Origin of the sequence: Tessaracoccus sp. (assembly GCF_016714275.1) — a bacterium.
GTDB lineage: Bacteria > Actinomycetota > Actinomycetes > Propionibacteriales > Propionibacteriaceae > Arachnia.
This window is the reverse complement of the sequence record NZ_JADJNP010000001.1, coordinates 1,230,943-1,256,231: the sequence shown is the minus strand read 5'-3', so window position 1 is coordinate 1,256,231 and position 25,289 is coordinate 1,230,943. Positions and strand designations below refer to the sequence as shown.

21 protein-coding genes are annotated in these 25,289 nt (G+C 68.4%); 14 read left to right on the top strand and 7 right to left on the bottom strand.

The window, feature by feature from the left end; translation table 11 throughout:
• Window positions 1–37: 37 nt before the first annotated feature.
• The 4 genes from hrpB to IPJ61_RS05830 are packed head-to-tail and all read right to left on the bottom strand — an operon-like array spanning window position 38 to window position 5,664.
• On the bottom strand, window positions 38–2,575 hold the full coding sequence (gene hrpB / locus IPJ61_RS05845) for an ATP-dependent helicase HrpB (RefSeq protein ID WP_297104057.1): 2,538 nt from the start codon (window positions 2,573–2,575) through the stop codon (window positions 38–40).
• 2 nt (window positions 2,576–2,577) lie between these two features.
• A complete protein-coding gene (locus tag IPJ61_RS05840) occupies window positions 2,578–3,402 on the bottom strand; it encodes a carbohydrate ABC transporter permease (RefSeq protein WP_297104055.1) in 825 nt (274 codons plus the stop codon).
• Window positions 3,399–4,361: a carbohydrate ABC transporter permease gene (locus IPJ61_RS05835; RefSeq protein ID WP_297104053.1), complete on the bottom strand. Its 963-nt coding sequence runs from the start codon at window positions 4,359–4,361 to the stop codon at window positions 3,399–3,401. The genes IPJ61_RS05840 and IPJ61_RS05835 overlap by 4 nt, the downstream gene beginning before the upstream one ends.
• A gap of 10 nt (window positions 4,362–4,371) precedes the next feature.
• A complete protein-coding gene (locus IPJ61_RS05830; protein ID WP_297104050.1) occupies window positions 4,372–5,664 on the bottom strand; it encodes an ABC transporter substrate-binding protein in 1,293 nt (430 codons plus the stop codon).
• Between the two features lie 112 nt (window positions 5,665–5,776).
• On the opposite strand from IPJ61_RS05830, the gene hemW reads away from it, so the two are divergent.
• Both hemW and IPJ61_RS05820 read left to right on the top strand, forming a co-directional pair.
• Window positions 5,777–6,967, top strand: coding sequence for a radical SAM family heme chaperone HemW (hemW, locus tag IPJ61_RS05825; protein WP_297104048.1), 1,191 nt, complete (start codon window positions 5,777–5,779; stop codon window positions 6,965–6,967).
• Between the two features lie 166 nt (window positions 6,968–7,133).
• Window positions 7,134–8,030, top strand: a complete 897-nt coding sequence (locus tag IPJ61_RS05820) for an alpha/beta fold hydrolase (RefSeq protein ID WP_297104046.1) — start codon at window positions 7,134–7,136, stop codon at window positions 8,028–8,030.
• Window positions 8,031–8,037: 7 nt separating this feature from the next.
• Here IPJ61_RS05820 and IPJ61_RS05815 read toward each other — a convergent pair whose 3' ends face one another.
• Window positions 8,038–8,313: a hypothetical protein gene (locus IPJ61_RS05815; RefSeq protein WP_297104044.1), complete on the bottom strand. Its 276-nt coding sequence runs from the start codon at window positions 8,311–8,313 to the stop codon at window positions 8,038–8,040.
• A gap of 268 nt (window positions 8,314–8,581) precedes the next feature.
• On the opposite strand from IPJ61_RS05815, the gene IPJ61_RS05810 reads away from it, so the two are divergent.
• From IPJ61_RS05810 to araA, 8 genes are all read left to right on the top strand, one after another.
• Entirely contained in the window at window positions 8,582–8,959 is a 378-nt protein-coding gene (locus tag IPJ61_RS05810; RefSeq protein WP_297104042.1) for a GntR family transcriptional regulator, read from the top strand.
• A complete protein-coding gene (locus IPJ61_RS05805; protein WP_297104040.1) occupies window positions 8,956–9,660 on the top strand; it encodes an ABC transporter ATP-binding protein in 705 nt (234 codons plus the stop codon). The genes IPJ61_RS05810 and IPJ61_RS05805 overlap by 4 nt, the downstream gene beginning before the upstream one ends.
• Window positions 9,645–10,460: a hypothetical protein gene (locus IPJ61_RS05800; protein ID WP_297104038.1), complete on the top strand. Its 816-nt coding sequence runs from the start codon at window positions 9,645–9,647 to the stop codon at window positions 10,458–10,460. The genes IPJ61_RS05805 and IPJ61_RS05800 overlap by 16 nt, the downstream gene beginning before the upstream one ends.
• A gap of 14 nt (window positions 10,461–10,474) precedes the next feature.
• Complete coding sequence (locus tag IPJ61_RS05795; RefSeq protein WP_297104036.1) at window positions 10,475–11,314, top strand: DUF3097 domain-containing protein; 840 nt, start codon at window positions 10,475–10,477, stop codon at window positions 11,312–11,314.
• Between the two features lie 24 nt (window positions 11,315–11,338).
• Window positions 11,339–12,112 (top strand): inositol monophosphatase family protein, encoded by a 774-nt coding sequence (locus IPJ61_RS05790; protein ID WP_297104034.1) that lies wholly within the window; start codon window positions 11,339–11,341, stop codon window positions 12,110–12,112.
• Window positions 12,113–12,114: 2 nt separating this feature from the next.
• Window positions 12,115–13,113: a LacI family DNA-binding transcriptional regulator gene (locus tag IPJ61_RS05785; RefSeq protein WP_297104031.1), complete on the top strand. Its 999-nt coding sequence runs from the start codon at window positions 12,115–12,117 to the stop codon at window positions 13,111–13,113.
• Window positions 13,114–13,205: 92 nt separating this feature from the next.
• Window positions 13,206–13,925, top strand: a complete 720-nt coding sequence (locus IPJ61_RS05780) for an L-ribulose-5-phosphate 4-epimerase (RefSeq protein WP_297104029.1) — start codon at window positions 13,206–13,208, stop codon at window positions 13,923–13,925.
• A gap of 7 nt (window positions 13,926–13,932) precedes the next feature.
• Entirely contained in the window at window positions 13,933–15,444 is a 1,512-nt protein-coding gene (araA, locus tag IPJ61_RS05775) for an L-arabinose isomerase (protein ID WP_297104027.1), read from the top strand.
• On the opposite strand, the gene IPJ61_RS05770 is transcribed toward araA, so the two are convergent.
• The gene (locus tag IPJ61_RS05770) at window positions 15,445–16,224 is read right to left on the bottom strand and encodes an MBL fold metallo-hydrolase (RefSeq protein ID WP_297104025.1); all 780 of its coding nucleotides are present in this window, start codon (window positions 16,222–16,224) and stop codon (window positions 15,445–15,447) included.
• A gap of 70 nt (window positions 16,225–16,294) precedes the next feature.
• Between IPJ61_RS05770 and hrcA the strand changes: the two genes are divergently transcribed.
• Genes hrcA through tgt form a run of 4 tightly spaced genes read left to right on the top strand, consistent with a single transcriptional unit; the run spans window position 16,295 to window position 20,475 of the window.
• On the top strand, window positions 16,295–17,296 hold the full coding sequence (hrcA, locus tag IPJ61_RS05765) for a heat-inducible transcriptional repressor HrcA (protein ID WP_297105564.1): 1,002 nt from the start codon (window positions 16,295–16,297) through the stop codon (window positions 17,294–17,296).
• Window positions 17,297–17,336: 40 nt separating this feature from the next.
• Window positions 17,337–18,503, top strand: coding sequence for a molecular chaperone DnaJ (gene dnaJ, locus IPJ61_RS05760; RefSeq protein WP_297104023.1), 1,167 nt, complete (start codon window positions 17,337–17,339; stop codon window positions 18,501–18,503).
• On the top strand, window positions 18,491–19,258 hold the full coding sequence (locus IPJ61_RS05755) for a 16S rRNA (uracil(1498)-N(3))-methyltransferase (RefSeq protein WP_366505285.1): 768 nt from the start codon (window positions 18,491–18,493) through the stop codon (window positions 19,256–19,258). The genes dnaJ and IPJ61_RS05755 overlap by 13 nt, the downstream gene beginning before the upstream one ends.
• Window positions 19,255–20,475 carry a tRNA guanosine(34) transglycosylase Tgt gene (tgt, locus tag IPJ61_RS05750; protein ID WP_297104021.1) on the top strand — a complete coding sequence of 407 codons (1,221 nt, stop codon included), beginning with the start codon at window positions 19,255–19,257 and terminating at the stop codon, window positions 20,473–20,475. Before IPJ61_RS05755 ends, tgt begins: the two co-directional genes overlap by 4 nt.
• Window positions 20,476–20,560: 85 nt before the next feature.
• Here tgt and IPJ61_RS05745 read toward each other — a convergent pair whose 3' ends face one another.
• The gene (locus IPJ61_RS05745; RefSeq protein ID WP_297104019.1) at window positions 20,561–25,267 is read right to left on the bottom strand and encodes an RCC1 domain-containing protein; all 4,707 of its coding nucleotides are present in this window, start codon (window positions 25,265–25,267) and stop codon (window positions 20,561–20,563) included.
• Window positions 25,268–25,289: the final 22 nt, after the last annotated feature.

Sequence of the window (25,289 nt, the reverse complement as noted above, 5' to 3'; positions counted from 1 at the left end):
CCGGCCACTGTGCGTAGTTTCTGTCCTCGATGCCGACTCATCGGCGGCGGCGGAGGTTGGTTCGTGCTGTTGCCGGGGCTGACCAGGGGTTCTCAGGCCATGGGTGCTTGGGGTAACGGCCCCGCATCTCTGCCCGGACCTGGGCGTACGGGCCGGACCAGAAGGAGGCGAGGTCGCCGGTGATCGCCAGGGGGCGGCTCGCGGGGGACAGCAGGTGGAAGACGACATCGACCCGGCCGTCGACCAGGCGTGGGGAGACGGCCAGGCCGAAGCACTCCTGCAGTTTCACGGCGACGACGACCGGCCCGACCTCGTCGTGGGGTGGGTAGTCGAGGCGGATCTGCGAGCCGCTGGGCACCTCCAACCGTTCCGGGACCAACTCGTCGAGCCGCCCGGCCTCGGGCCAGGGGAGGAGCCTGCGGAGCGGCGCCGCGAGGTCGATGCCCGCGAGCCTGCCGGTGCTCGCCGCCGACGCCAACTCCGGGCCGAGCCAGTCGTCGAGCCGCGCCAGCAGCGCGTCGTCGCTCACGTCCGGCCATGGGTCGCCGAGCACGCGGCGCAGTAACGCAAGCCGACGACGGACCCGGTCCGCCTCGTCGGACCAGCCGAACAACGCGAGGCCGCGCTCTCGGATCAGGTCCTGCACCGCGTCCGGCCCGAGGTCGCGTGCCGGGACCGGCGTCGAGGACAGCTCGATCGCGCCCAATGCCGCGACCCTCCGAGCCCTGAGCCGCCCGTCGACGAGCTCGCCCCGGATCTCCTCGGCAAGGAGGTGGTCGGCCAGGCGGGCGGTCGCCTCGTCGATGGGCGCCGCCGACCGGATCACGGCGCCGGTCCCCGCGGCCGACACGCCGTCGGCCCTCGTCACCTCGGCGACGGCGAGCCACTCGCGGCCTGCAAGCTCGGGCAGGGCCGCAGCCCGGGTGCCCGAGGCGAGCAGGTAGACGTCGCCGACCTTCCGCGCCACGCGCTCCGGGAAGGCGAGGACGACGACGGCGCCCGCTGCGGAGCCGATGCCTGCGCCGACGCCCGTCGCAGCGGCCCGGCTCATGGCACCTTCCGTTCCCTTGGCCGTTGGCCCGAGGCGTTCCAGCCGGTCGGCCTCGGCCTTCCAGCGTCGCGCCTCAGGGGAACCCGACCGGCGCAGGTGTGCGATCTCCCGCGAGAGGTCTCCGGAGACGCCCAGCTCGGCCGCGGCGACGACCTCCGCGGCCAGGCGCGTCCCGACCAGCGCCGCGCCGTCGACGAGCGCGCGCGCCCAGCGCGGGGCGGCGGGGATCTCAGCCAGCCGACGTCCGGACGGCGTGGCTCGGCCCTCGCCGTCGACCGCGTCCAGCGACCGCAGGACAGCCTCGTCATCGCGCACCGACCCCGCGGGCAAGGGCGATGGCAGCCGCAGCGCTTCGCCGCGCGGGGATCCCCACGCGGCCAGCGTCAGCAGCGCGCCGGTGAGATCCGCCGTCTGCGACTCGGGCGTGACCTGCGGGCGAAGGCCCAGGTAGGTCGGCTCGTCGTAGCACCGCCACACCACTCCCGGGCCCTGACGGGCGGCCCGGCCCGCGCGCTGGTCCGCCGACGACCGGGCGCACCGCACGGTGACGAGCCCGGACATGCCGCGGGAGGCGTCGCGTCGCGGCTCGCGGGACAGCCCCGCGTCGACGACCACGGAGACCCCGTTCACCGTGACCGACGACTCGGCCAGGTTCGTGGAGACGACCACCCGTGACCCATCCCCGGGGCGACGGCCCGCGATCGCCCTGTCCTGGTCCCGCCCCGGCACCTGCCCGTGCAGTTCCAGAACCTCGGCTGGCAGCCGCCCACGGAGCTCCTCAGCGACGATCCTCACCTCCCGCGCGCCCGGCAGGAACACCAGCACGTCGCCGTCGCCGGGCCTGCCCTCGAACGCCTCGGCGGTGACCCCGGCCACGTGCCGGAGGAAGTCGCGGGTGACGCCGCGCGCGTCGAGAGACAGCGGCCCGGGCGCGAACCGCGCCTCCAAGGGATGCGGCTCCGCGGGCACGCCCACCACGGGCGCGGGGGAGTCGCCGCCCAGGAGAGTGGCCAGCCCGGCGGCGTCGGCGGTTGCCGACATGGCGACGACGGCGAGGTCGTCGCGCAGCTCCCGCACCTCGCCGAGCAAGCCGACCAGTAGATCGGTGTCCAGCCCGCGCTCGTGCACCTCGTCGAGGATCACCGCACCCACGCCGTCGAGCGCCGGATCGCGCAGCAGCCGGCGCAGCAGCACCCCGGGCGTCACCATCTCGACGCGTGCGGCCGCGCCGACCACGCGCTCGCCGCGCACCGTGAAGCCGACGACCTCGCCAACGCCGGTTCCGGTCAGGTGAGCGAGGCGCCGCGCTGCCGCCCGTGCCGCCACGCGCCGCGGCTGCGTGACGACGACGCGGCCCTCCACGAGGCCCGCGACGACGGCGGGCGCCAGCGTCGTCTTCCCCGTGCCGGGAGGCGCCTCGACGACCGCGACCCGGCGCGTCCGGACGGCGTCGGCCAGCGCGGTGCAAGCCGCGGCGAAGGGAAGGCCGCAGCCGTCAGCGACCAGCGCGGAGAGCGATACCACCGTCAGCGGATGCCCGAGGTGGTCAAGCCCTGCACGAGGTAGCGCTGCAGGAACAGGAACACCACGAGCATGGGGGCGACGGCGATGAGCGTCCCCATGAACAGCTCCGGATACTTCACGCCCTGGCTGGTCATGAACTGGCTGAGCGCCACCTGGATGGTGCGGGTGGCGTCGCGGCCGATCAGCGACGGCCACAGGAACGCGTTCCAACTGCCGATCAGCACGATGGTCCCGACGGCGGCGATGATGCCCTGCGAGTTGGGCGCGACGACGCGCCAGAAGACGCCCCACTGGTTGCAGCCGTCGATCAGCGCGGCGTCCTCCAGCTCGGTGGGGAAGTCGAGGAAGAACTGTCGGAAAAGATAGGTGGCGAAGGCCGAGAACATGCCGGGGATGACGAGGCCGCGGAAGCTGTCGATCCAGCCGAGCTGTGCGGTGATGATGAACATCGGCACGAACGTCGTCGCGGCAGGCACCATCAGCGTGAACACCGTGATCGCGAGGAGGATGCGTGCGAGGCGGTGCGTGTAGCGGGCCAGCGCATAGCCTGCCATCAAGCTGACGAACACCGTGCCGCCGGTCTGCAGCGTCGCCATGATCGCGGAGTTGAGGAGCGCGCGCCCAATGCCGATCGAGTCGTTGGCCAGCAGCGACTCCAGGTTGGTGAGGTTCAGCTGGTCGGGCAGCCAGTGCCAGCGCGGCGACGTGATGAGCTGTCGCGTGGAAAACGCGTTGCGCAGAATGATGTAGAGCGGCAGCAAGAAGAACAACGCGAGCGCGGACAGAAGTCCGTAGCGGAGCCCGGTGACGAGCCGTGAGTTCTTCATCGCGCCGTCCTCTCGCCGCGGCTCAGCACCCAGTTCTGCGTGACGCCGAAGAGCACGATCAGCGCGGTCAGGATCATAGTTCCCGCCCCGCCGACGCCCAGGTCCTGCTGCCCGCCGCCCAGCGCGATCAGGTAGAGGTGCACGAGCGGCGGGCGTCCGTATGGCGGGAACGAGCCGATCGAGCCCAGCATGTTGTAGAACTCGTCGAAGGCCTGGAACGCGTTGATCAGCAGCAGCATGACGACGGCGGCCGACGCGGCCTTCAGCTGGGGGAGAGTGATCCACCGCAGCAGCCGCCAGCCGGACGCGCCGTCGAGGGCGGCCGCCTCATAGGTCTCGGGCGGGATCTTGTTGAGCCCCGCGATGAGCAGGATCATGTAGAACCCGACCTGCAGCCACAACCGGACACTGACCAGCGCGACCCAGTACAGGTTGTTCCCGCCGCCCAGCCAATTGACGGGGTCGATGCCGAAGTTCCGCAGGAACGAGTTGACCATGCCGAACCGCGCCCCGGAGAAGAAGCCGAAGCGCCAGATGATGGCGGCGATCACGTAGGACACCGCCGTCGGGATGAAGAACACCGAGCGGAAGAACGCCTGGCCCCACTTCATCCCGTTCAGCAGCAGCGCGAGGCCCAACGAGCACACGTAAGTGAGCGGCACGATGAAGATGGCGAACACCACGAACACCACCAGCGAGTTCAGGAACAGCTGGTCGTTCAAGAGGTAGCGGTAGTTGTCCCAGCCGACGAACCGGGTGGGGGTGACGGTGTTGCGTGCCTCGAAGAAGGAGAGATACGCGCTCCACACGATGGGGATGTAGACGAAAAGCAGCAGGCCGACGATGAAGGGCGCGACGAAGGCGAGGAACCACAGATTGCGGCCCTGCGGTCCACGGAGCCGATGCCACAGCCCCGACCTCGCGGCCGGGGCTGTGGGCGTCGTCGGTGCTGCCGACATGGTGAGTGACTCAGCCCTTGAGCTTCGCCAGCTCGGTCTCGGCGACCTTGGCGACGGCCTCGAACTCCTTCTTCGGGTCCTTGCCGTCCTTGATCACGTTGCTCACGGCAGCGTTGTACGCGGCACCGAGCGCGCCCGACCACATGATGTCGTTGGCGAAGCCGTTCTCAGAGACGAACTTCGCCGCGTCGGCACCGGGGCCGTCGGCGAGCTTGGTGGCCTTGGGCACGAGCGCGACCTTGGCCGGGATGTGCGTTCCGAAGGCATCGGAGAACTCGACCTGCTTGTCCTCCTGCTCGATCCACAGCCACTTGACGAAGTCCTTGGCCGCGTCGACGTTCTTGCCCTTCGCCGCGACGCAGGAGCCGAACGCGCCGAACGGGACGGCCGGGCGACCCTTCGCGCCCATAGCGGGGAACGCCAGCACGCCGACGTCGTCGCCGTGCGCCGCCTTGATGTCCGGCAGCGACCAGAGCCCGCCCCACTGGAACGCGGCCTCGCCGTTGGCGAAGGCGTCACCGGAGTACCACTCGGCCGAGGCCGCCTCGACGACGGCGCCCGACTTCAGGAAGTCGCGGTAGGAGGTCAGGGCGTTGTAGAAGTCGTCGTTCAGGAATGCCACCGCGCTGCGGTCCTCGGTGAGCTGCTCGTTGCCGGACGCCCAGATGAAGACGGTGCCCAGCACGCCGATGCCGCCGTCGTTGCCGGCGAAGAAGCCGCCGATATCGGCGGTCTTGACCGCCTTGGCAGCGGCGACGAGCTCGTCGAAGTTCGTGGGCACGGCGACGTTCGCGGCCTCGAGCAGCGAGGGCCGGTAGTACAGCAGCTGCATGTCGATGGTCTGCGGGATGCCGTGGATCTTGTCCTCGAACGTGAACCGCTTCATGACCGAGGGGTTGAACTCCGCGAGATAGGGCGCGATGAGGTCGGTGAGGTCGGCCAGCTGGCCGGCGCGGATCATGTCGAGGCTGCCGCCCTGCTCGACCTCGAAGACGTCGGGGACGTCGTCGGTCAGGAGCTGCGCCGCGAGGATCTGGCCGTACTCGCCGGGGACCCATTTCACGGTCACGTTCGCGGCCTCGTACTCAGCGGCGAAGCGCTCGACGGCCTCACGCACGCCGGCCTCGCCGTACTCGTGGTACCACTGCTGCAGGTCGACCTTGGGGCCTGCGGGTGTGGAGGTGCCGCCGGTGGGCGACGGGGTGGAGCCCAGCCCGCCGGTGTTCGACCCGCACGCGGCGAGCACGGCGGTGGCGGACAGGCTTCCGCCTGCGATCAGGAGGGTACGACGGTTGATGTTCATGAGTGACACCTTGGCACAGTTCTTGCCATCTGGGCAGCACCGTTTCGCTGATTTCGCCGTCGGCAATTCGCAGTGACCTGGGGACGTCGACGAGACGTCTAGGCTGACCGTCGTGGCGAAGCTTCCTTCCGGCGACCCGGCCCCCTCCGATGGCGCGTTGCCGTCGTCGGCGCTGAACCCGGACGCTCTGCTCTCGCTCTACCTGCATGTGCCCTTCTGTCGGGTGCGGTGCGGCTACTGCGACTTCAACACCTACACGCCGGGCGAGCTGGGCGACGTCGACCAGGACGGCTTCCTCGGAGCAGCTGTCGCCGAGCTCGACCTCGCGGCGCGCCTCCTCGGCTCCCGTCGGGTCGAGACGGTGTTCTTCGGCGGAGGCACGCCGACGATGCTTCCCGCGGAGGCGCTGACCGGGTTGCTGGGGGCCATGCAGGACAGGTTTGACCTCGCGCCGGACGCCGAGGTCACGACCGAGGCGAATCCGGAGACGCTGACCCCTGCCTACCTCGCGACGCTGCGGGAGGGCGGCTTCACGCGGCTCTCACTCGGGCTGCAGTCGGTGGTGCCGCACGTGTTGCGCGTGCTCGAACGGGTCCACACCCCCACCCGCGGCCTTGACGCCGCGCGATGGGCCAAGGATGCGGGCTTCGACCACATCAGCCTCGACTTGATCTACGGCACGCCGACCGAATCGCTCGACGACTGGCGCGCGAGCCTCGATGCGGTCACTTCGACGCCTGTCGACCACGTCAGCGCCTACTCGCTGATCGTCGAGGACGGCACGCGGCTTGCCCGCCAGGTCCGGCGCGGCGAGATCGCGATGCCGGACGACGACGACCTGGCCGACAAGTACGAGCTGGCTGAGGAGACCCTGACGGCGCTGGGCTTCGCGAACTACGAGGTCAGCAACTGGTCGCTGCCCGGCGGGGAGTGCCGGCACAGCCTCGCCTACTGGCGGGGCGGCGACTGGTGGGGCGTCGGCCCGGGCGCGCACTCGCACGTCGGCGGGGTTCGATTCTGGAACCGCAAGCATCCTCGCAGCTACATCGCTGCGCTCGCCGCGGGCGAGTCCCCGGCGCTTGCCCGGGAGATCCTGACCGACGATGAGCGCCGCGTCGAGCGCGTCCTGCTGGAACTCCGCATCGCCGACGGCCTCCCCGTGGACGTGCTCACCCCGTCGGAGCGGGAACGTGTCCTTGCCGTCGTCGCTTCGGGCCTCGCGGACGTGGCAGATGGTCGCCTGCGCCTGACCCGCGAGGGCCGGCTCCTGGCGGACGGCGTCGTCCGCGACCTCCTCGACTAGGACCTGTTGCGAAAGCGGAACTGACCAGCCATGGAGTTTTCGCGCACGAGTAGGCCTTCTGTGCCCTATCCGGCACTACAGACCGATTTGTGCGTCAAAACTCCATGTAGGTCGTGGACTTAGCGATGATCGCCGAGGCTGAGCTGTCATTTGTAGGATCTGCAGTATGCATACCGAGCCGCTGATCGGACGTGGTCTCCTCGGAGACGACCGCTTCGTCGCCGCCCCGAAGGGGCGACGACTACGAGCGATGGTCGCGGGCAGCGGCGAGGATCTGGTGGTGCTCGAAGGTGGGCTCGGCGTCAGCGGCCTGTACTGGGGCCCGGTTCACGCGCTGTTGGCGCAGCGCGTGCGCGTGGTTGCCTACGAGCGCGCCGGATTCGGCGCGAGCACGCCCGCGAGGGGTGAGACCCGCGACCTGTCGCATCTCGCCGACGACCTGTCAGCCGTCGTCGATGCGTTCCCGCACCGGCGCCTCGTTCTCGTGGGTCACAGTTGGGGCGGTCCGATCGTGCGGACGTTCACCGCGCGCCACATCGCCGACGGTCGTCAGCTGAGCGGGCTGGTCCTCGTCGACCCGAGCGACGAGCATGCCGCCGATCTGTATGCGTCGCGGTGGGCTCGCGGGGCCAATGCCCTCCTGAATGCGCTCCTTGTGCCTCTCGCGCGCGCCCGCTTGCTCGCGCCGTCGTTGAAGGCGCAACTGCCTGGTCTGTCCGGCGACCTCCTGCGTGCCGTGCTCGCCGCGTCGAGCACCGTCGACGCCGCCCGGGCAGCTGTCGAGGAGAACAGGCACGTCGCGGAAGGGCTTCTTGCGCTGAAGGCGGAACCGCCGGTCCTTGACGCCGTCCCGTTGAGCCTGATCTCCGCACGGGAAGACAATTTCCTCAACCGCCGGATGCATGAGCGCATCATGCGCGCGCACCGTCAGACCGTGGACGCGCATCCTGGTGCGCGGCTCGTCGCGGCCCATCGCTCCAGTCACATGATCCCCGGGACGGAACCCGAACTGGTCGCTGAGGAGGCCCTGCGTCTCCTCGGCGACACCCTGACGGCGACTTGACCGTTCGCTATGTGTCCAAGCGGTCCGCGACGGCATACCCCCATTCGTCGCCGGCATCTGGCTTGAGCAGCCAGGTCTTCGCGTCGAGGGCGGTGCCCGCCGACGTGGTGTAGGGAGCGACGCTGAGCAGGAAGCGGTCGCCCTCCCAAGGCTCGAGGAGGGCATCGACCTCCGCGCCGTCGGAGAATACGACCTGCACCGGGGTGGGAGCGACGACGTCGGCCGGCTCGCCGCGGAGCCGGGCACCGCGAAACAGGTGGGTGTGAGAGACGAAGAGCACCATTGGTGAACCCTAGGGAAGCACTGATCAATCGGCCACCGGCTGCGGCGCACCAGATCGGGCGATCTGAACTCTCAATATCTTCGGTGTTATGTCCAATAGCACCCTCAGATATTGAGAGCCCAGCTCATCCCGCCTGGCACGTCCTCACTCGGCACCCCATAGATCAGTACCTCCCTAGAGGTTCCGCGGGATCTCTTGCCCGGGTTTGACAGCTTCGCCCTCTTGTCCTACTGTATTAAGTACCTAATACAGCGATACAGGGGGTGACATGCAGTTCGATCCGAGTGCACCGATCTGGCTGCAGCTCGTCGACGAGTTCGTACGCCGCATCGTGACCGGCCGATGGTCGTCAGGGGAAAAGATCCCCGCGGTGCGGGAGCTGGCCGTCGAGCTTCGCGTCAACCCGAACACGGTGCAGCGCGCGCTCGCAGAGCTCGAACGCAGGGGACTTGCCCGCGCCGAGCGCACCGCGGGGCGTTTCGTCACCGACGACGCCGCGGTCATCGACGAGGCGCGCGGCGACTTGGCGGCGGGAGCCGCCACCGACTACGCGCGGCGGGCGCAGCGGCTGGGCATGAGCCTGACCGCCGCCCGCGACCTGCTCGGCCGGCAATGGCAGAGCGCAACAGAAGGAGAGGATGCATGAGTGCCATCGACATCACGGGGCTGACCAAGCGCTACGGCGCGTTCCCCGCGCTCGACGGTCTGACGCTGAGCCTGCCCCCGGGGCAGATCGTCGGGCTGCTGGGCGAGAACGGCTGTGGCAAGACGACGCTACTGAAGGTCCTTGCGGGCGCATTGACCCGCTATGAGGGGAGCGCCAGCATTCACGGTCACGCCCCGGGGCCAGAGAGCAAGGCGATCGTCTCGTTCCTCCCGGACGCGAGCTTCCTGGCCGACAACTCGACCGTCGACGGCTGCGTCCGCCAGTACCGCGACTTCTTCGCCGACTTCAACGAGGCGAAGGCCCGCGACCTGATCCAGTTCTTCGGCTTGAACCCCGCCGCGAGGCTGTCGACGCTGTCGAAGGGCATGCGGGAGAAGGTGCAGATCGCGCTGGCGATGTCGCGCGATGCGAAGGTGTTCCTCCTCGACGAGCCCATCTCGGGCGTCGACCCCGCCGCCCGCGAGGTCATCCTCGAGGCGATCATCCGCGATCTGTCGCCGGACGCGCTCGTCGTTATCTCCACCCATCTCATCCACGATCTCGAACCCATCCTCGACGGCGTCGCCTTCATGAGGTTCGGGAAGGTGCTGCTGGCCGGCGCGGTCGACGACCTGCGTGCGCAGCACGGCAAATCCATTGACGAACTATTCAGGGAGGTGTACCGATGGTCGCCACGTTGATCCGGTACGAATGGCTGCGGACCTGGCGTTGGCTAGGCGTTCTTGTAGGGGGAGCCACGCTGTTCGTCGCGGCGGGCGCGCTCGCGGGTTCACTCTTCCCGGCGCCACTGAACGGGATCCTCGGCGGCATGGGCATGGTGGTCGCGACAGCGTTCCCGATGCTGCTGCCGCTCCTGCTCGGGGTCGACTACTACCGCTCCACGTTCTCCAAGACGGGCTACTTCACCGCGGCGATCCCCGCCCGCGGCGCCACGATCTACTGGGTGAAGCTGGCCTACGCCTATCTCGTGACCGCGCTCGGCTTCGTCGTGACGAGCGGCCTCATGGTGCTCGCTGGCATCGGGATGATGCGCCCGATGGGCATGGAGACCAACTTCATGCTCGACGCTCTGCAGAGTATGGGAGACCTGTTCGCAGTTCTACCGCTGGGCGGGAAGGTGGCCCTGACGGTGCTGCTCCTGCTGTACCCGCTGGTCTCGCTCGCGGGCTTCTTCTTCGCCGCGACGGTGGGCAGTGAGTCCGCGTTCAACAGGATGGGGCTGGGCGGCGTCGTCCTGGCCTGGGCGCTGTACTACGTGGCAACCCAGGTCCTCGGCGTGCTGGGGCTCCTCCTGCCGCCGTCGCTCTTGCTGTCCGACTTCCCCAACCTGTCGCTGAGCTGGGCGCCGATGGCATTCTTCACGCAGGCTGAGGATGCCGCCTACCTGCCGATCTTCGCCCTCCTGCTCCAGTTCGCCGTCGGCGTGGCGGCGATCCTCTGGGCGAAGGTGTCGTACGACAAGAGGCTGGAGTTGCGCTGATACGGTCTTTGACCGTGGATCGCTACGCAAAAGACGTGCTCAGCCCCGGCTGGCAGAAGTCGCACCTCAAGAAGTCCCGTGATGTGCCCGTCGAACTCGACCTCGTGGTCGAGTTCGACGACTTCTGCGGGGCGGTGGTCGGCTGGGAGAACGGCATCGTCCTCCTCGAGGACCGAAAGGGCAAGCGCCGTGGTGCCCCGCTCGGCTCGGGCTTCCTGCTCGAGGGCGAACCGGTCGCGCTCCGTCCTCCGCTCCGCGGCGGGGCCGTGAAGCCGCGCTACACCGCGTCGGGTTCGCGCGTCTCGGAGGAGCCGGCAAAGGCGAAGGTCGCGCTGCCGAGCCGCATCTACGTCGAGGGCCGCCACGACGCCGAGCTGATCGAGAAGGTGTGGGGCGACGACCTGCGCCACGTCGGTGTCGTCGTCGAGTTCCTCGGCGGCATCGACGATCTCCCCGCCATCGTCGCCGACTTCGCGCCCGAGCCGGGGCGTCGGCTGGGCGTGCTTGTCGACCATCTGGTGCCGGGCTCGAAGGAGTCGCGGATCGCGCGGCAGGTCTACCAGGCGGGCTACCGCGAGACCGTGCTGATCGAGGGTCACGAGTTCATCGACATCTGGCAGGCGGTCAAGCCGGCCCGGATCGCGCGGAAGGCCTGGCCATCGGTTCCCCGCGACGTCGACTTCAAGCTCGGGACCCTGAGGGCGCTGGGGCTCCCGCACGCCGACCAGGCCGACATCGCCCGCGGCTGGAAAGCGCTCCTGGACCGCGTCACGAGTTGGCGCGACCTTGAGCCGCAGCTGAACACGAAGGTCGAGCGCCTGATCGACTTCGTGACGCAGGATCACCTGGGCTGACCGGCCACCACTATGTTTGCTCCCATGGACACCGAAGGCATCCTCGGACTGATGCAGGAGACGGCCGCCGAGGTCATCACCCCACGGTTCCGGCAGTTGGCCGGCGCGGACATCGACGAGAAGAGCCCGGGCGACTTCGTGACCGTCGCCGACCGTGAGGCAGAGGTCTACCTCGGGAACCTCCTCGCCGGCGCGTTTCCGGACGCGTTGATCGTCGGTGAGGAGGCCACCTTCCACGACAAAACCCTTTTGAGGCAGCTCCCCAACGCCGACCACGCGTTCGTCATCGATCCGATCGACGGCACGGGCAACTTCGTGCGCGGCAATGACGAACATGGCGTGATCCTCGCGGAGACGCGCGCGGGCGTCACCACCCGTGGCTGGATCTGGCAGCCGCAGTTCGGCCGCGGCTACGTCGTCGAGCGCGGTGCGGGCGTCCGGGTCAACGGCGCTCCCCTCGTTCGACGCACGCCGGCAAGGAAACCGCTGCCCGGTACGTCGACGAAGCGGCTCCTCGGGTATGACGGTGATGGGTACCTGAGCCCCGCCGTGCGCAGCCACTACGCGTGCGCGTTCGACTACCCGGCCGTGCTGGAGGGCGAGTTCGACTTCGCGATCTACACCAACACGCACCCCTGGGATCACCTCGCGGGCAGCTTGATGCTGGCCGAGACCGGCGGCGTTTCTCGTACGCTGGACGGCATGGCCTACACGGCCCTGACGAGGTCAAAGGGCCTGCTGATCGCGGGCGACACCATCAGTTGGTTGGCCGCGCAACAGCACTGGCCGGTCGGCTGACCATGGCGGAGGCGGGAGCGAGGCGGCCGTCGATCCGCGATGTCGCGGCGGCCGCCGGAGTCTCCTATCAGACGGTCTCTCGCGTCCTCAACGATCCGGCGCTGGTGCGTCCTGCCACCGCCGAACGCATCCAGAAGGTGATCCAGGAGCTCGGCTACCGGCCGAGCAAGGCCGCGCGTTCGCTGGTGCGCCGCGACTCGCTGACCATCGGCGCCGTCGGCATCCATGGGGATCTCCATGGGCCTACGCAGATGACCGTGGCGATCGACGAGGGCGCGCGGGCGCGAGGCTACGCGTCGGCGTCGCTGGCGGTGCGCGACGATTCGGAGGCTTCCCGGACCGAGGCGCGCGAGCATCTGTTGAACCTGGGAGTCGACGGCGTGATCGTGGTCGCATGGACCGAGGCGATGATGGACCTGGCGCTGGACTTCGCGAAGGAGCTGCCGACGTGCGTCGTCACCGAGGGCGACATTCCGAGCGGGCTCGCGCGCGCCCACAGCGACCACGTCTCGGGCGCCCGCCAGGCGACGGCAGCACTGCGCGAGACGGGCCGTCGGCGGATCGCTCACCTGTCCGGACCCGCCTCGTGGATGGAGGCCCAGTCGCGGGTGGCGGGCTGGAGGGAAGCCGGGGGAGCGGCGTGTGGCCCGCTCGTCGAGGCCGGATGGGCGCCGCGCGACGGGTACGACGGTGTGGACCGGCTGCTGGCGGCGGCCCCGGATCTCGACGCGATCTTCGCGGCCAACGATCAGGTGGCCATCGGCGCCATGCGTCGCCTGCAGGAGATCGGTCGCACGGTGCCCGGCGACATCGCGGTCGTCGGTTACGACGACATCGACGTCGGCCCTTTCCAGGCGGTGCCTCTCGCCACGGTCCGTCAGCCGTTCGCCGATGTGGGGTCTACCGCCGTCGATCTGCTGTTCCAGGTGATGGGCGGAGGGCAGGCGGCATCGTGCACGCTGCCGTCGGAGTTCGTCTGGCGCGAGTCCGCCGGTCGCTGATTGCCACGATGTAAGGAAGTCGGTCCCGATGTCGATGTGACCGTTCACTTCCGCTAGAGTGAGCGCGTCGAAGCCGACCCCACGGAGGACCCATGACTCTCATACTCACCGACTTGCCCGAGGCCGTGCAGCAGGAAGTTGCCCGGGTGCGCCAGGTCGTCTCGGACCTGCACGCGGAGCTGCCGCGCTGGGAACTCGTGGTGTGGACCGCGGGCAACGTCTCGCAACGGATCCGCTGCGCGGACCAGGTCGGCGAGGACCTGTTCGTCATCAAGCCATCGGGTGTCTCCTACGACGACCTCGGCCCCGAGCAGATGGTGGTCTGCACGCTCGACGGCGCCAAGATCGTCGACGGCACGCCGGACAAGCTGCAGCCGTCCAGCGACACCGCGGCGCACGCCTACGTCTACACGCATATGGAGCGCATCGGCGGCGTGGTGCACACCCACTCGACCTACGCCACCGCGTGGGCGGCGCGCGGCGAGGAGGTGCCCTGCGTGCTGACGATGATGGCCGACGAGTTCGGCGGCCCCATTCCGATCGGCCCGTTCGCACTCATCGGCGACGACTCGATCGGCCGCGGCATCGTCGACACCCTGGAGGACTCGCGCAGCCGCGCCGTCCTCATGCAGAACCATGGCCCGTTCACCATCGGGACCGACGGCCGCGACGCCGTCAAGGCCGCCGTCATGGTGGAGGAGGTCGCCCGGACGGTGCACATCGCGAAGCAGCTCGGCCCCGTCATCCCCATCGAGCAGTCGAAGATCGACTCGCTCTTCGATCGCTATCAAAACGTCTATGGACAGAAGTAGGGACAAAATGGAAAATCCGTATCTCGGCCGCAAGGTCTGGTTCTTCACGGGCTCGCAGGACCTCTACGGTCCCGAGGTGCTGCTCCAGGTGGAGGAGCAGAGCAAGCAGGTCGTCGCCGACCTGAACGCCCCGTCCGAGATCCCCCTGGAGATCGAGTGGCGTCCCATCCTCAAGGACCGCGTGGCCATCCACCGCGCCATGGTCGAGGCGAACGCGGACGAGAGCGTCGTCGGCGTCATCACCTGGATGCATACCTTCAGCCCGGCCAAGATGTGGATCCAGGGCATCGACGCCCTCGCCAAGCCGCTGCTGCACCTGCACACGCAGGCCAACGAGGCCCTGCCGTGGGACACCATCGACATGGACTTCATGAACCTGAACCAGGCTGCGCACGGCGACCGCGAGTTCGGCTACATCGTCAGCCGCCTCGGCAGGCAGCGCAAGATCGTCGTTGGGCACGCCACGCATGACGACGTGCGCCACAAGATCGCCGTCTGGTCGCGCGCCGCGACCGGCTGGACCGAGCTCCGGGCGCTGAAGCTCACCCGCTTCGGCGACAACATGCGCAATGTCGCCGTCACCGAGGGCGACAAGACCGAGGCCGAACACAAGCTGGGCGTCAGCGTGAACACCTGGGGCGTCAACGACCTGGTCGCCGCGGTCGAGGCGGTCGAGGAGTCGGCCGTCGACGCGCTCGTCGCCATCTACGAGGAGCTGTACGACGTCGTGCCGGAGCTCCGCGCCGACGGCGACCGCCACGAGTCGCTGCGCTACGCCGCGCGCGAAGAGCTCGCGATGCGCGCCTTCCTCGAGCAGGTGGGCGCGAAGGCCTTCACGGACACGTTCGAGGACCTCGGCGGGCTGCGTCAGCTCCCTGGCCTCGCCGTGCAGCGCCTGATGGCCGACGGCTACGGCTTCGGCGCGGAGGGCGACTGGAAGACCGCGGTCCTCGTCCGCCTCGCAAAGGTGATGGGCTATGGCCTGCCCGGCGGTGCGTCGCTGATGGAGGACTACACGTACGAGCTGACCCCGGGCAAGCAGAAGATCCTCGGCGCGCACATGCTCGAGATCTGCCCCTCGCTGACAACCGTAAAGCCGAAGGTCGAGATCCACGCCCTGGGGATCGGCGACCGCGAGGACCCCGTCCGCATGGTGTTCGACACCGATCCGGGTCAGGCGATCGTCGTCGCGCTGTCGGACCTGCGCGACCGCTTCCGCATGACGGCCAATATCGTCGATGTCGTGGAGCCGGACGCGCCGCTGCCGAACCTCCCCGTCGCCCGCGCTGTCTGGGAGCCACGCCCGAACCTGTCGACGTCGGCAGAGTGCTGGATCACCGCCGGCGCCGCGCACCACACGGCGATGTCGACGGCCCTTACCCGCGACTACTTCGAGGACTTCGCCGACATGGCGGGCATCGAGCTCGTCGTCATCGACGAGAACACCACGACCCGCCGCTTCGCCGACGAGCTCCGCTACAACGCGGTCGTCGCGAAGTTCACGGAGGGCCTGAGGTAGCTAGACGCCGAAGATCGGGAGCTGGCGCTTGGGGGTGATGCCCTTGAGCGCCAGCTCCTTGTAGGCGAGGGGGAGCGCGGACGCGATGGCCTCTTCGCCGAACGGCCATTCGGCCGCCGCGGCTGCGTCGTCTAGTTGCACGCCCTGCTCGACCAGCATCTCTGCCTGGCTGTAGAGCATCGAGAGTTCCGCGCGCTGGATGAACGCGAAGTCGCGGTCGACGGTGGTGCCGTGGCCGGGAACGAAGATCGTCGAGGCGGTGGTTGCCCCGAGGATGCCGTCGAGGAAGGTCGCCCAGTTGCCGAGCGCGGTCTTCTCGTCGAACTGCGGGTCGGTGCCCTGTTCGAGCAGGTCGCCGACGAACACCGTGGAGGTGCTGGGCACGAAGATCACGACGTCGGAGTCGGTGTGAGCCGCGCCGAAGTTGATGATCTCCACGCGCTGGGAGCCGAGATCGAGCGAGACGGCGACGACGAGCGACCGCGTCACCTCGACGCTGGTCAGGTTCTCGTGCGCGATCACGGTCACGTCGCCCGCGGCGCGGACGCCGGCGAGTCCGCCGACATGGTCGTGGTGATCGTGGGTCAGCACGACGTGCGTGACGCGCACCCCGGCCAGCTCCTCGGCGGACGCGCGGAGCTCTGCGCCTTGGGTCTCGGTGTTGCCGGTGTCGACGAGCATGGCGCCGTCGTCGCCGACGATAAGGCCGACGTTCACGCGGTGGGGTTCCATCGTCGCGACGAACACGCGGTCGGCCACGGGGGTCCAGGTCACTGACATAGCCGTATCCTAGGCGCGCTGTATGCTGGCACTCGACATCGGCGAGTGCCAGCTTGGGAGAGGAGGCGACATGCTCGACGACCGCAAGCTCGAAGTGCTTCGCGCGATCGTGACTGACTATGTCGCCAGCCGCGAGCCTGTCGGCTCGAAGGCCCTCGTGGAACGCCACCGGCTCGACGTCTCCGCGGCCACCGTGCGCAACGACATGGCGGCGCTGGAGGAGGAGGGCTACATCACGCAGCCCCACACCAGCGCCGGCCGCATCCCCACCGACAAGGGCTATCGCCTGTTCGTGGACAGGCTCGCCCAGATCAAGCCGCTGTCGTCGGCTGAGCGGTCCGCGATCGCCGCGTTCCTCAGCGGAACGGCCGACGTCGACGATCTGATGATGCGCACGGTGCGGCTGCTCGCGCAGTTGACGCGCCAGGTGGCCATCGTGCAGTACCCCGTGGCGCAGCGCTCGGTCGTGCGTCACGTCGACCTCGTGCCGCTCACGACGCACCGCCTGCTCGTGATCGTCGTGCAGTCGACGGGGCGGGTCGACCAGACGATGTTGGAGATCGCCAACCTCGACGACGACCGCCTGCAAGGCGTGCGGGCGCGGATCGCCCAGGCGATCGTCGGGCGCACCGCCGGGGAGGCGGCCGTCGTCCTGGGCGGGCTGCTGGAGTCCATCGCCCCCGAAGACCGGCCCTTCGCCGGACCCGTCCTCGCCTCCGTGCTCGAGGCGATCGCCACCGAGCCCGCCTCACAGGTGGTCGTGGCCGGCGTCCCGAACCTGGCCGGCGGCGTGTTCGAGGCGAACCTCCGCCCGCTGCTGGAGGCGTTGGAGGAACAGGTCGTCCTGCTGCGGCTCCTCGGGGAGTCGGCAGGCGAGGACGTGACGGTGCGCATCGGGCAGGAGAACGTCGCGCAGCCCTTCCAGGGCAGCAGCGTTGTTGCCACCGGATACGGCGCCGACTACGGCTCGAGCCTCGGCGTCGTCGGACCCACCCGCATGGACTATCCGTCGACCATCGCGGCCGTCAGGGCCGTGGCCAGATATGTGAGCAGATTCCTCATCGAAGGGTGAGGGACGCGCTCCACGTGAACACTGACAAGACGAAGAAGATATGAGCAAGGACTACTACGACATCCTCGGCGTCGAGCGCGACGCCACGCCCGAGGCCATCAAGAAGGCCTATCGCAGGCGCGCCATGAAGGTGCACCCCGACGTCGCCCCCGACGATGCGGGGGCCGCCGAGAAGTTCAAGGAACTCAGCGAGGCCTACGAGGTGCTGAGCGACCCGAATAAGCGCGCCGTGTTCGACCGCGGCGGCGACCCGATGGGTCCTGGAGGCGCCGGCTTCTCCGGCTTCGGCGGCGGGTTCGCTGGCGGCTTCGACTTCTCGAATCTCGTCGACGCCATGTTCGGCCAGGCGGGCACCCGTGGGCCGCGCTCCCGGGTCCGGCAGGGCCAGGATGCGCTGGTGCGCGTCGGCCTGACGCTCAGCGAGGCCGTCTTCGGCGTCACCAAGCCGGTGAAGGTCCAGACCGCCGTCGTCTGCCCGAAGTGTTCCGGCAAGGGCGGTGAGCCCGGCTCCGAACCCGTCACCTGCGGCACGTGTGACGGCAACGGCGAGGTTACGCAGATCCAGCGCAGCTTCCTCGGCGACATCCGCACCAGCCAGGCCTGCCCGACGTGCCGCGGCTTCGGCACGGTCATTCCTCGCCCGTGCGGCGAGTGCTCCGGCGAGGGACGCGTCCGCACCACGCGCACGCTGCAGGTCAAGATCCCCGCGGGCGTCTCGACCGGCATCCGCATTCACCTGGAGGGCCAGGGCGAGGTCGGCCCGGGCGGTGGCCCCGCCGGCGACCTGTACGTGGAGCTCACGGTCGCCGAGCACGACACGTTCCGCCGCGACGGCGACAACCTCGAGATGGTCGTCAGGCTGCCGATGACCGCCGCCGCGCTCGGCACGACGGTCGACGTCGCCACGCTCGAGGCCGAGTGGGAGAAGTCCGATCCCGCGGACCGCACGGTCGCCGTCGAGGTACCCGCGGGCACGCAGTCGGGGACCCGGATCTCGATCAAGGGCCGCGGCGTGCCCCGCCTCCGCGGCGGCGGCCGGGGCGACCTCGGCGTCACGCTGCTCGTGCAGACGCCGACCAAGCTCGACGATCATCAGCGCGAGCTGCTGCGCCAACTGGCTGATGCGCGCGACGAGGCCCGCCCCGCGGCCGTCGCGGCCAAGGGCCACAAGGGCGTGTTCGGCAAGCTCTCCGAGTGGTTCTCGTGACGGATCCGCTGTTCCTCGCCGACTTCGACGAGGATGTCGCGCCCGGTGCGCGGGTCGTCGTCGACGGCGAGGAAGCGCACCACGCGGCCGTGAAGCGGCTGGCCGCGGGGGAGTCGGTGCTGCTGTCCAACGGCCGCGGCGTCGGCCTGGCGGGCCTCGTTGTGGAGGCGTCGAAGCGGTCGTTCGTCGTAGAGGTCTCCTCAGTGCGCGCGGATCCCGGTCCAGCGCTGACGTGGACCGTCGCCCAGGCTCTGGCCAAGGGCGACCGCAGCGAGCTCGCGGTGCAGTTGGCCACGGAGGTCGGCGCGCGGCGCGTGCTGGCGTGGCAGGCGTCGCGCTCGATCGTGCGCTGGCAGGGTGACCGCGCGGCGAAGTCGCTCGAGCGTTGGCGGCTCACGGCCCGCGAGGCGGCCAAGCAGTCGCGGCGGCTGTGGACCCCGGAGGTCGAGCAGGCGAGCACCGCAGCCGTCGAGGCCGCGATCGCCGCCGCCGATGTCGCGCTAGTGCTGCACGAGTCTGCCGAGACCCACATCGCCGACGTCTCCCTCCCCGCCGCGGGGACGGGGGTGATCGTCGTCGGACCAGAGGGCGGCATCTCCGACGACGAGCTGGCCCGCTTCGTGGCCGCGGGTGCGGCGCCCGTGCTGATCTCCGACGGGGTGCTGCGGACGTCGTCGGCCGCGGGTGTCGCGCTCGGCCAGCTTGACGTGATCGCGCGGCGCGCACATCTCACGACGACGGGATCCGCAGCGTGAGCTTCGACGTCACCCACCGCCTGGACGGCGCGCGCGGCCGGGCGGGCGTGATCCACACGCCGCACGGCGACGTCGAGACCCCGGCGTTCGTCGTCGTCGGCACGAAGGCGACGGTCAAGTCGGTGCTGCCGGAGACCGTCGCCGAGCTCGGCGCGCAGGCCGTCCTTGCCAACGCCTACCACCTGTACTTGCAGCCTGGCTCCGACCTGATCGACGAGGCGGGCGGGCTCGGCCGGTTCATGAACTGGCCAGGCCCAACGTTCACGGACTCCGGCGGCTTCCAGGTGATGAGCCTGGGTGCCGGGTTCAAGAAGGTCCTCGCGATGGACACCACGGGCCTACAGAACGACGACGTGATCGCGGAGGGCAAGACCCGCCGCGCGACGGTCGACGAGGACGGGGTGGTGTTCAAGTCGCACCTCGACGGCGCCTTCCACCGGTTCACGCCGGAGGTGTCGATGGGGATCCAGCACCAGCTGGGTGCCGACATCATGTTCGCGTTCGACGAGCTCACCACGCTGATGAACACGCGCGCCTACCAGGAGTCGTCCGTCGAGCGGACCCACCGCTGGGCCGTCCGCTGCCTGGCGGAGCACGAGCGCCTCACCCAGGAGCGCGCCCACAAGCCGTATCAGGCGCTGTTCGGCGTGATCCAGGGCGCGCAGTACGAGGACCTGCGCCGCAAGGCGGCCCGCGACCTCGCCGAGCTCGAGGTCGACGGGCGCTCGTTCGACGGCTTCGGCCTCGGCGGCGCGCTGGAGAAGGCGAACCTGGGCACGATCGTCGGCTGGATGGTCGACGAGCTGCCCGACGACAAACCGCGCCACCTGCTGGGCATCTCGGAGCCCGACGACCTGTTCGCCGCCGTCGAGATGGGCGCGGACACGTTCGACTGCGTCAACCCCTCACGGGTGGCCCGCAACGCGGCCATCTACACCGCCGACGGCCGGTACAACGTCAACACCGCGCGGCATCGCCGATCGTTCATCCCGCTGGAGGACGGCTGCGACTGCTACACCTGCACGCACTACACGCGGGCGTACCTGCATCACCTGTTCAAGGCGAAGGAGATGCTGTCGGCCACGCTCGCGACCATCCACAACGAGCGCTTCACCGTTCGCCTGGTCGACAACATCCGCGCCGCCCTGAAGTCCGGCGACTTCTACGCCTTCAGGGACGAGTTCCTCGGCCGCTTCTACGGTGCCCACGCCGGTTGAGTAAGCCCCACGACAGTGCGCGAGCGTTAGGCGGGAGCCTTTAGTTGGTCTACCAACTAAAGGCTCCCGCCTAAGGGTCCGAGACCTACCCGAGCCCGACGACCGTCACCGGCGTCGACCGGTTCTCGGTGGTGCCGTCACCGAGCTCGCCGAAGCGATTGAAGCCCCAGCATTTGACCGTCCCGTCCGACAACAACGCACACGTATGGACTTGGCCGAACGTGAGGGCGGTAGCGCCGGACAACCCGGAGACCGTCACCGGCGTCGACCGGGGCTCTGTAGATCCGTCGCCGAGCCCCCAGCCGTTGTAGCCCCAGCAGTTGACCGTCCCGGCCGACAATAACGCACAGGTACGCTCATCGGCGGCTGTGAGGGCAGTGACGCCTGACAACTCGGAGACTGATACTGGTGTCGACCTATCCTGGGTGGTGCCATCACCGAGGCGCCCCCAGCCGTTGTAGCCCCAGCACTTGACTGTCCCGCTCGACAACAACGCGCACGTATGGCTGCTACCAGTGGTGAGGGCGGTGGCGCCGGACAACTCGGAGACTGAGACTGGTGTCGACCTATCCTGGGTGGTGCCGTCACCGAGCTGGCCGGACCAGTTAGTGCCCCAGCATTTGACCGTCCCACCCGACAACAACGCGCACGAATGACCATCTACGACGGTGAGGGCGGTGGCGCCGGACAACCCGGAGACCGTCACCGGTGTCGACCGGTGCTCCTGTGTGGTGCCGTCCTGTGTGGTGCCGTCACCAAGTTGCCCTTCACCGTTGTAGCCCCAGCATTTGACCGTGCCGCCCGGCAACAGCGCGCACGTATGGCCGTTACTAGTGGTGAGCGTGGTGGCGCCGGACAACCCTGAAACTGTTACCGGCGTGGGCCGATCCTGCGTGGTGCCGTCACCGAGTTGTCCGGACGAGTTCCCACCCCAGCATTTGACCGTGCCGTCCGACAACAGAGCACAGCTATGCTCACCGGCGGCGATGAGGGCGGTGGCGCGGGACAACCCTGAAACTGCGACCGGTGTCGATCGGTCGTGGGTGGTGCCGTCACCGAGTTGTCCGGACGAGTTCCCACCCCAGCACTTGACCGTGCCGTCCGACAACAAAGCACACGTATGAGAAAAGCCGGTGGTGAGGGTGGTGGCCCCGGACAACCCTGAAACTGCGACCGGTGTCGACCGGCTTTCCGAGGTGCCATCACCGAGATTCCCCTGGCCGTTCTGTCCCCAGCATTTGACTGTCCCGCTCGACAACAAAGCACACGTATTGGCGGCGGTACTAGCAATCTGAACAACCTTCGTGTGAGAGTTGTCGCCGCCCCCGCCCGGATCGGTAGGGTCGATTGGCCCGGGCCCCGCGCCATCGTCTGCCACCGGCGCGGAGAACTTGATGCCGATTTTGAGGTTCCACTTGCCTTCGATCGGGAACTGCGAGTCGACGACGGTGAAGTCGATCACGGGGATCTTGAGGATCACCCCGATGGCGCCCTTGGCTTTGACGTACAGCTGCCCCTCGAACTCGATACTTGTCTTCCCACCCGTCGTGGTTTTTCCCTTGACCTCAGCGGAGAACCCTGCTGACACTCCGGCCTCAAGATAGGGACCGGCGGCCTCGTAGAGCATGAACGAGATTCGAAGCTTGGGGCCGGCCTCGCCCATCAGTTTCGCGGACGCACTCAGCGCGAGTTCTGGCTCCATCTCCGGGCCTGAACCAGTCCGCTTCGACTCATCGATCGGTTTGTAGCCGTTCTTGGTTGAGTAGGTGAAGCCGTTCTTGGCCTCCCACGACTGCTCGAACGAGACCGAGGCCTTCATCTCCAAGCTCACCTCAGAGGTGATCGAGAAGGTTCCTTCGACCTTGATCACGATCGGAACGAACCCGATGGCGAAGGTATGCGTCCCCAACGGAAGCTTGGCGAGCTGTCGTTCATACTTCTTGGTCAGCGCCCACTTCACGCTTGCCTCGAGCGTCACGCTCGACTCGATGGACGTTGTGGTGTAGACGCTGAACTCCCTGGTGACGACCTTCGGGATCCCCCACTCCCATTCGAGGTTGATATCGACCTTGAGGTGGAGCTTGAGGCTCAGCTTGGCCTTGGCTTCCAGTTGCACCTTGCTCTCGACTGAGCCTCCTTTCTCCCAGGACTTGGCGCGGCTCAGGTCCTTGACCTTCACCGTGTCGGACTTCTTGTCCTGGTAGTAGACGATCGCCAGCTTGCTTTCGATCTGGTTGCCGGCGGAGACGTCGAGTCCCTGCGGGCCGATCGCTCGTCGGGCCGCGCCGGGTGTGGTGATCACGACGTCGTCGACGCCCTCGTCGATGAACTCCACATCGGGCGCCTGCCCGGGGTCGGTCGGCTGGAGGATCGCCTCGGAGGTGACCAGATCGACCACCTCGTCCACCTCGGCCTGCAGAACGACGTCGGTGATCGCGGCCGGCTCGGTCGTGACGACCCACTTGCCGTCGACCTGGTCGATGGCGGACACCTTGCGCAGGAGCCCGTTCGGGGCTTCTGGTGTGGCGTCAGAGACGATGGGCTGCCCCGGCTGCAGGTCAGGTCGCTTGTCCAGCACCACTGCGTCGTCGGTGACCTTGGTGATGTTGACGGGTTCCTGGTCCAGGAGGACGGCCTGGTCGTTCAGGACCACTTCGGTGGAGGCGGGTAGTTCGACGCGCACCGTTCGTCTTGCTTCGGCGGTCTTGTCCTGGCGGGTGATCGCGACGACGCGGAAGGTGGTCGAGCCCGACTTCGGGGCCGCCGTGCGGAGACGCCAGGTCTGGCCCTTGGGACGGATCGACAGCTCAGCGACGCCCACGAAGTCGTCGCCGTTGTAGATCTCCACCCGGTCGATGGCGTTCGGGCCGGCCACGGTGCCGGTGAGTTCGATCATCTCTTGGGCGAGGTCGATGGTCGCGTTCTCGGCGGGGCCTGTGATGGCCAGGGCAGGCGCGGCCTGGGTGGCGAGGTCTGGTCCTCCGAGCACCGAGGCGACGGGGAAGGCAGTCACGCTGGCGGAGCCGACAGTGGTCTTCACCGCGCCGCCGCGTCCCTTCGCGGCGACCAGCTGCGGGAGCGCGCCGGCGGTCTTGTCGACCACCGCTCCCGCCTTCGAGAGGGATACGTCGCCGTCGAACCGGGGGCCAGCGCTCGTCGGCGCTACGGATACCAGTACGAGCTGAGATGCGGAGTCGGCGAACGACGCATCAGCGAGCTTTGCCCCGGCAGTCGTGGCGCTCAGGGACTGAGCCTTGGGATTCACGGCGGGAAGGACGCTGCCGGTCTGGTTGACCTGACCATCGGGACCGGCGGTCTCGGTCACGTAGGCGCGCACATCCAGCAGCAGTTCTCCGGCGGCTCCGTCCGTGCGAACGGCGACATCGCCGGTATCGGATGGGGTGATCACGGTCGTGACGGTCGACGTCCCCTTGGGCAGGGCTAGCGACTGGCCGTCGAGCGTGACCTTGCCGGGCTTGTCCAGCGTGGCTGTGAGCGTGACGAACACCTGCCGAACGCCAATGGTCGGCACGCCGCCCTTCCCAACGAGGCCGACCGTCACCGGCGTCGTTCCGAGCTTCGCGCCCGCCAAGTCATCACGAGTGTCTGCCCGTCGCTCGGGGGCATCGAGCACGATCACCGAGCCCGGCGCGGCCGGGGTAGAGAGGAGGGTTGCCACGGGCTCGACGTCCACGCGAATCGCAGCCGTCGAGGAAAGCGCCACCTTCCCGTCGGTGGCCTTGGCGATGAAGGTGGTGGAGGCCGAGGTCCCCTTCGTCACAGTCATGATGGGCGAACCACCTTGCAGGACGGTGGCGTCTTTGTCTGTCGGATGCGCGACCACGCGAACCAGCACCGCGCCCCGGGCACTCGCCGCAACGTTCACCGGAACGGACGTCTCTTTCGCACCGAGGGCATAAGCCCCAGGCAGAACACCGATCGCATCGGTGGGTTTGGAGGTCAAGGTGACGCTCGTGTACCCCTTCTTCGAGCCCGTCACCGCGACGCTGATCTTCTTGCCCTTGTCGCTGGCCGTCAGGGTGTACGACGACGTCGTCGCCTCCTTGATCTTCTTCCCATCGCGCAACCATTGGTAGCTGAGTTTGACCCCCGACGGCTTCCATGTGCCCGGCTTGGCAGTCAGCTTGCTCCCCACTTTCGTGCTACCCGAGATGCTCGGCGTCGCACCCGTGACGGTAGGAGCGGGTTTGGCCACCTTGGCTGTGGGCTTGGAGGTCTTGGCGACGCTCTTGTACCCCTTCTTCGACCCAATCACCTTCACGGAGATCGTCTTGCCCTTGTCGCTGGCCGTCAGGACGTAGGACGGCTTCGTTGCGCCCTTGATGCTCTTCCCGCCGCGCAACCACTGGTAGGCGAGCTTCACTCCCGATGGCTTCCATGTCCCTGGATTGGCGGTGAGCTTCTTGCCCACCTGAGTCGTGCCCGAGATCTTCGGCACCGGAGACTTCGACAGCGTGCCCGTCTTCACCTTGGCGGTGGCCTTCGAGGTCTTCGAGACCTTCGCGTAGCCCTTCTTCGAGCCGGTCACCTTGACGGTGATTTTCTTACCCGTGTCGCTAGCGGTCAGGGTGTACGACTTCTTCGTCGCCCCCTTGATGCTCTTCCCATCCCGCAGCCACTGATAGCTGAGCTCCACCGGGGCCGGCTTCCACGACCCCGCCTTCACCGTCAGCTTCTTGCCAACCGCCACAGTCCCCGAGATCGTCGGCGTCGGAGTCGCCTTCAGCTTCGACGCCGCACTGGCCGGCCCGGCGACAAGCCCGGCGAGCATCAGTGCGATGGCAAGACACAGA

Excerpts from the sequence above, each read along its gene's own strand:
- IPJ61_RS05840 (WP_297104055.1), bottom strand. The coding sequence starts at position 3,402 with ATGAAGAACTCACGGCTCGTCACCGGGCTCCGCTACGGACTTCTGTCC.
- IPJ61_RS05835 (WP_297104053.1), bottom strand. The coding sequence starts at position 4,361 with ATGTCGGCAGCACCGACGACGCCCACAGCCCCGGCCGCGAGGTCGGGG.
- IPJ61_RS05830 (WP_297104050.1), bottom strand. The coding sequence starts at position 5,664 with ATGAACATCAACCGTCGTACCCTCCTGATCGCAGGCGGAAGCCTGTCC.
- IPJ61_RS05820 (WP_297104046.1), top strand. The coding sequence starts at position 7,134 with ATGCATACCGAGCCGCTGATCGGACGTGGTCTCCTCGGAGACGACCGC.
- IPJ61_RS05815 (WP_297104044.1), bottom strand. The coding sequence starts at position 8,313 with ATGGTGCTCTTCGTCTCTCACACCCACCTGTTTCGCGGTGCCCGGCTC.
- IPJ61_RS05810 (WP_297104042.1), top strand. The coding sequence starts at position 8,582 with ATGCAGTTCGATCCGAGTGCACCGATCTGGCTGCAGCTCGTCGACGAG.
- IPJ61_RS05805 (WP_297104040.1), top strand. The coding sequence starts at position 8,956 with ATGAGTGCCATCGACATCACGGGGCTGACCAAGCGCTACGGCGCGTTC.
- IPJ61_RS05800 (WP_297104038.1), top strand. The coding sequence starts at position 9,645 with ATGGTCGCCACGTTGATCCGGTACGAATGGCTGCGGACCTGGCGTTGG.
- IPJ61_RS05790 (WP_297104034.1), top strand. The coding sequence starts at position 11,339 with ATGGACACCGAAGGCATCCTCGGACTGATGCAGGAGACGGCCGCCGAG.
- IPJ61_RS05785 (WP_297104031.1), top strand. The coding sequence starts at position 12,115 with ATGGCGGAGGCGGGAGCGAGGCGGCCGTCGATCCGCGATGTCGCGGCG.
- IPJ61_RS05780 (WP_297104029.1), top strand. The coding sequence starts at position 13,206 with ATGACTCTCATACTCACCGACTTGCCCGAGGCCGTGCAGCAGGAAGTT.
- araA (WP_297104027.1), top strand. The coding sequence starts at position 13,933 with ATGGAAAATCCGTATCTCGGCCGCAAGGTCTGGTTCTTCACGGGCTCG.
- IPJ61_RS05770 (WP_297104025.1), bottom strand. The coding sequence starts at position 16,224 with ATGTCAGTGACCTGGACCCCCGTGGCCGACCGCGTGTTCGTCGCGACG.
- hrcA (WP_297105564.1), top strand. The coding sequence starts at position 16,295 with ATGCTCGACGACCGCAAGCTCGAAGTGCTTCGCGCGATCGTGACTGAC.
- dnaJ (WP_297104023.1), top strand. The coding sequence starts at position 17,337 with ATGAGCAAGGACTACTACGACATCCTCGGCGTCGAGCGCGACGCCACG.
- IPJ61_RS05745 (WP_297104019.1), bottom strand. The coding sequence starts at position 25,267 with ATGCTCGCCGGGCTTGTCGCCGGGCCGGCCAGTGCGGCGTCGAAGCTG.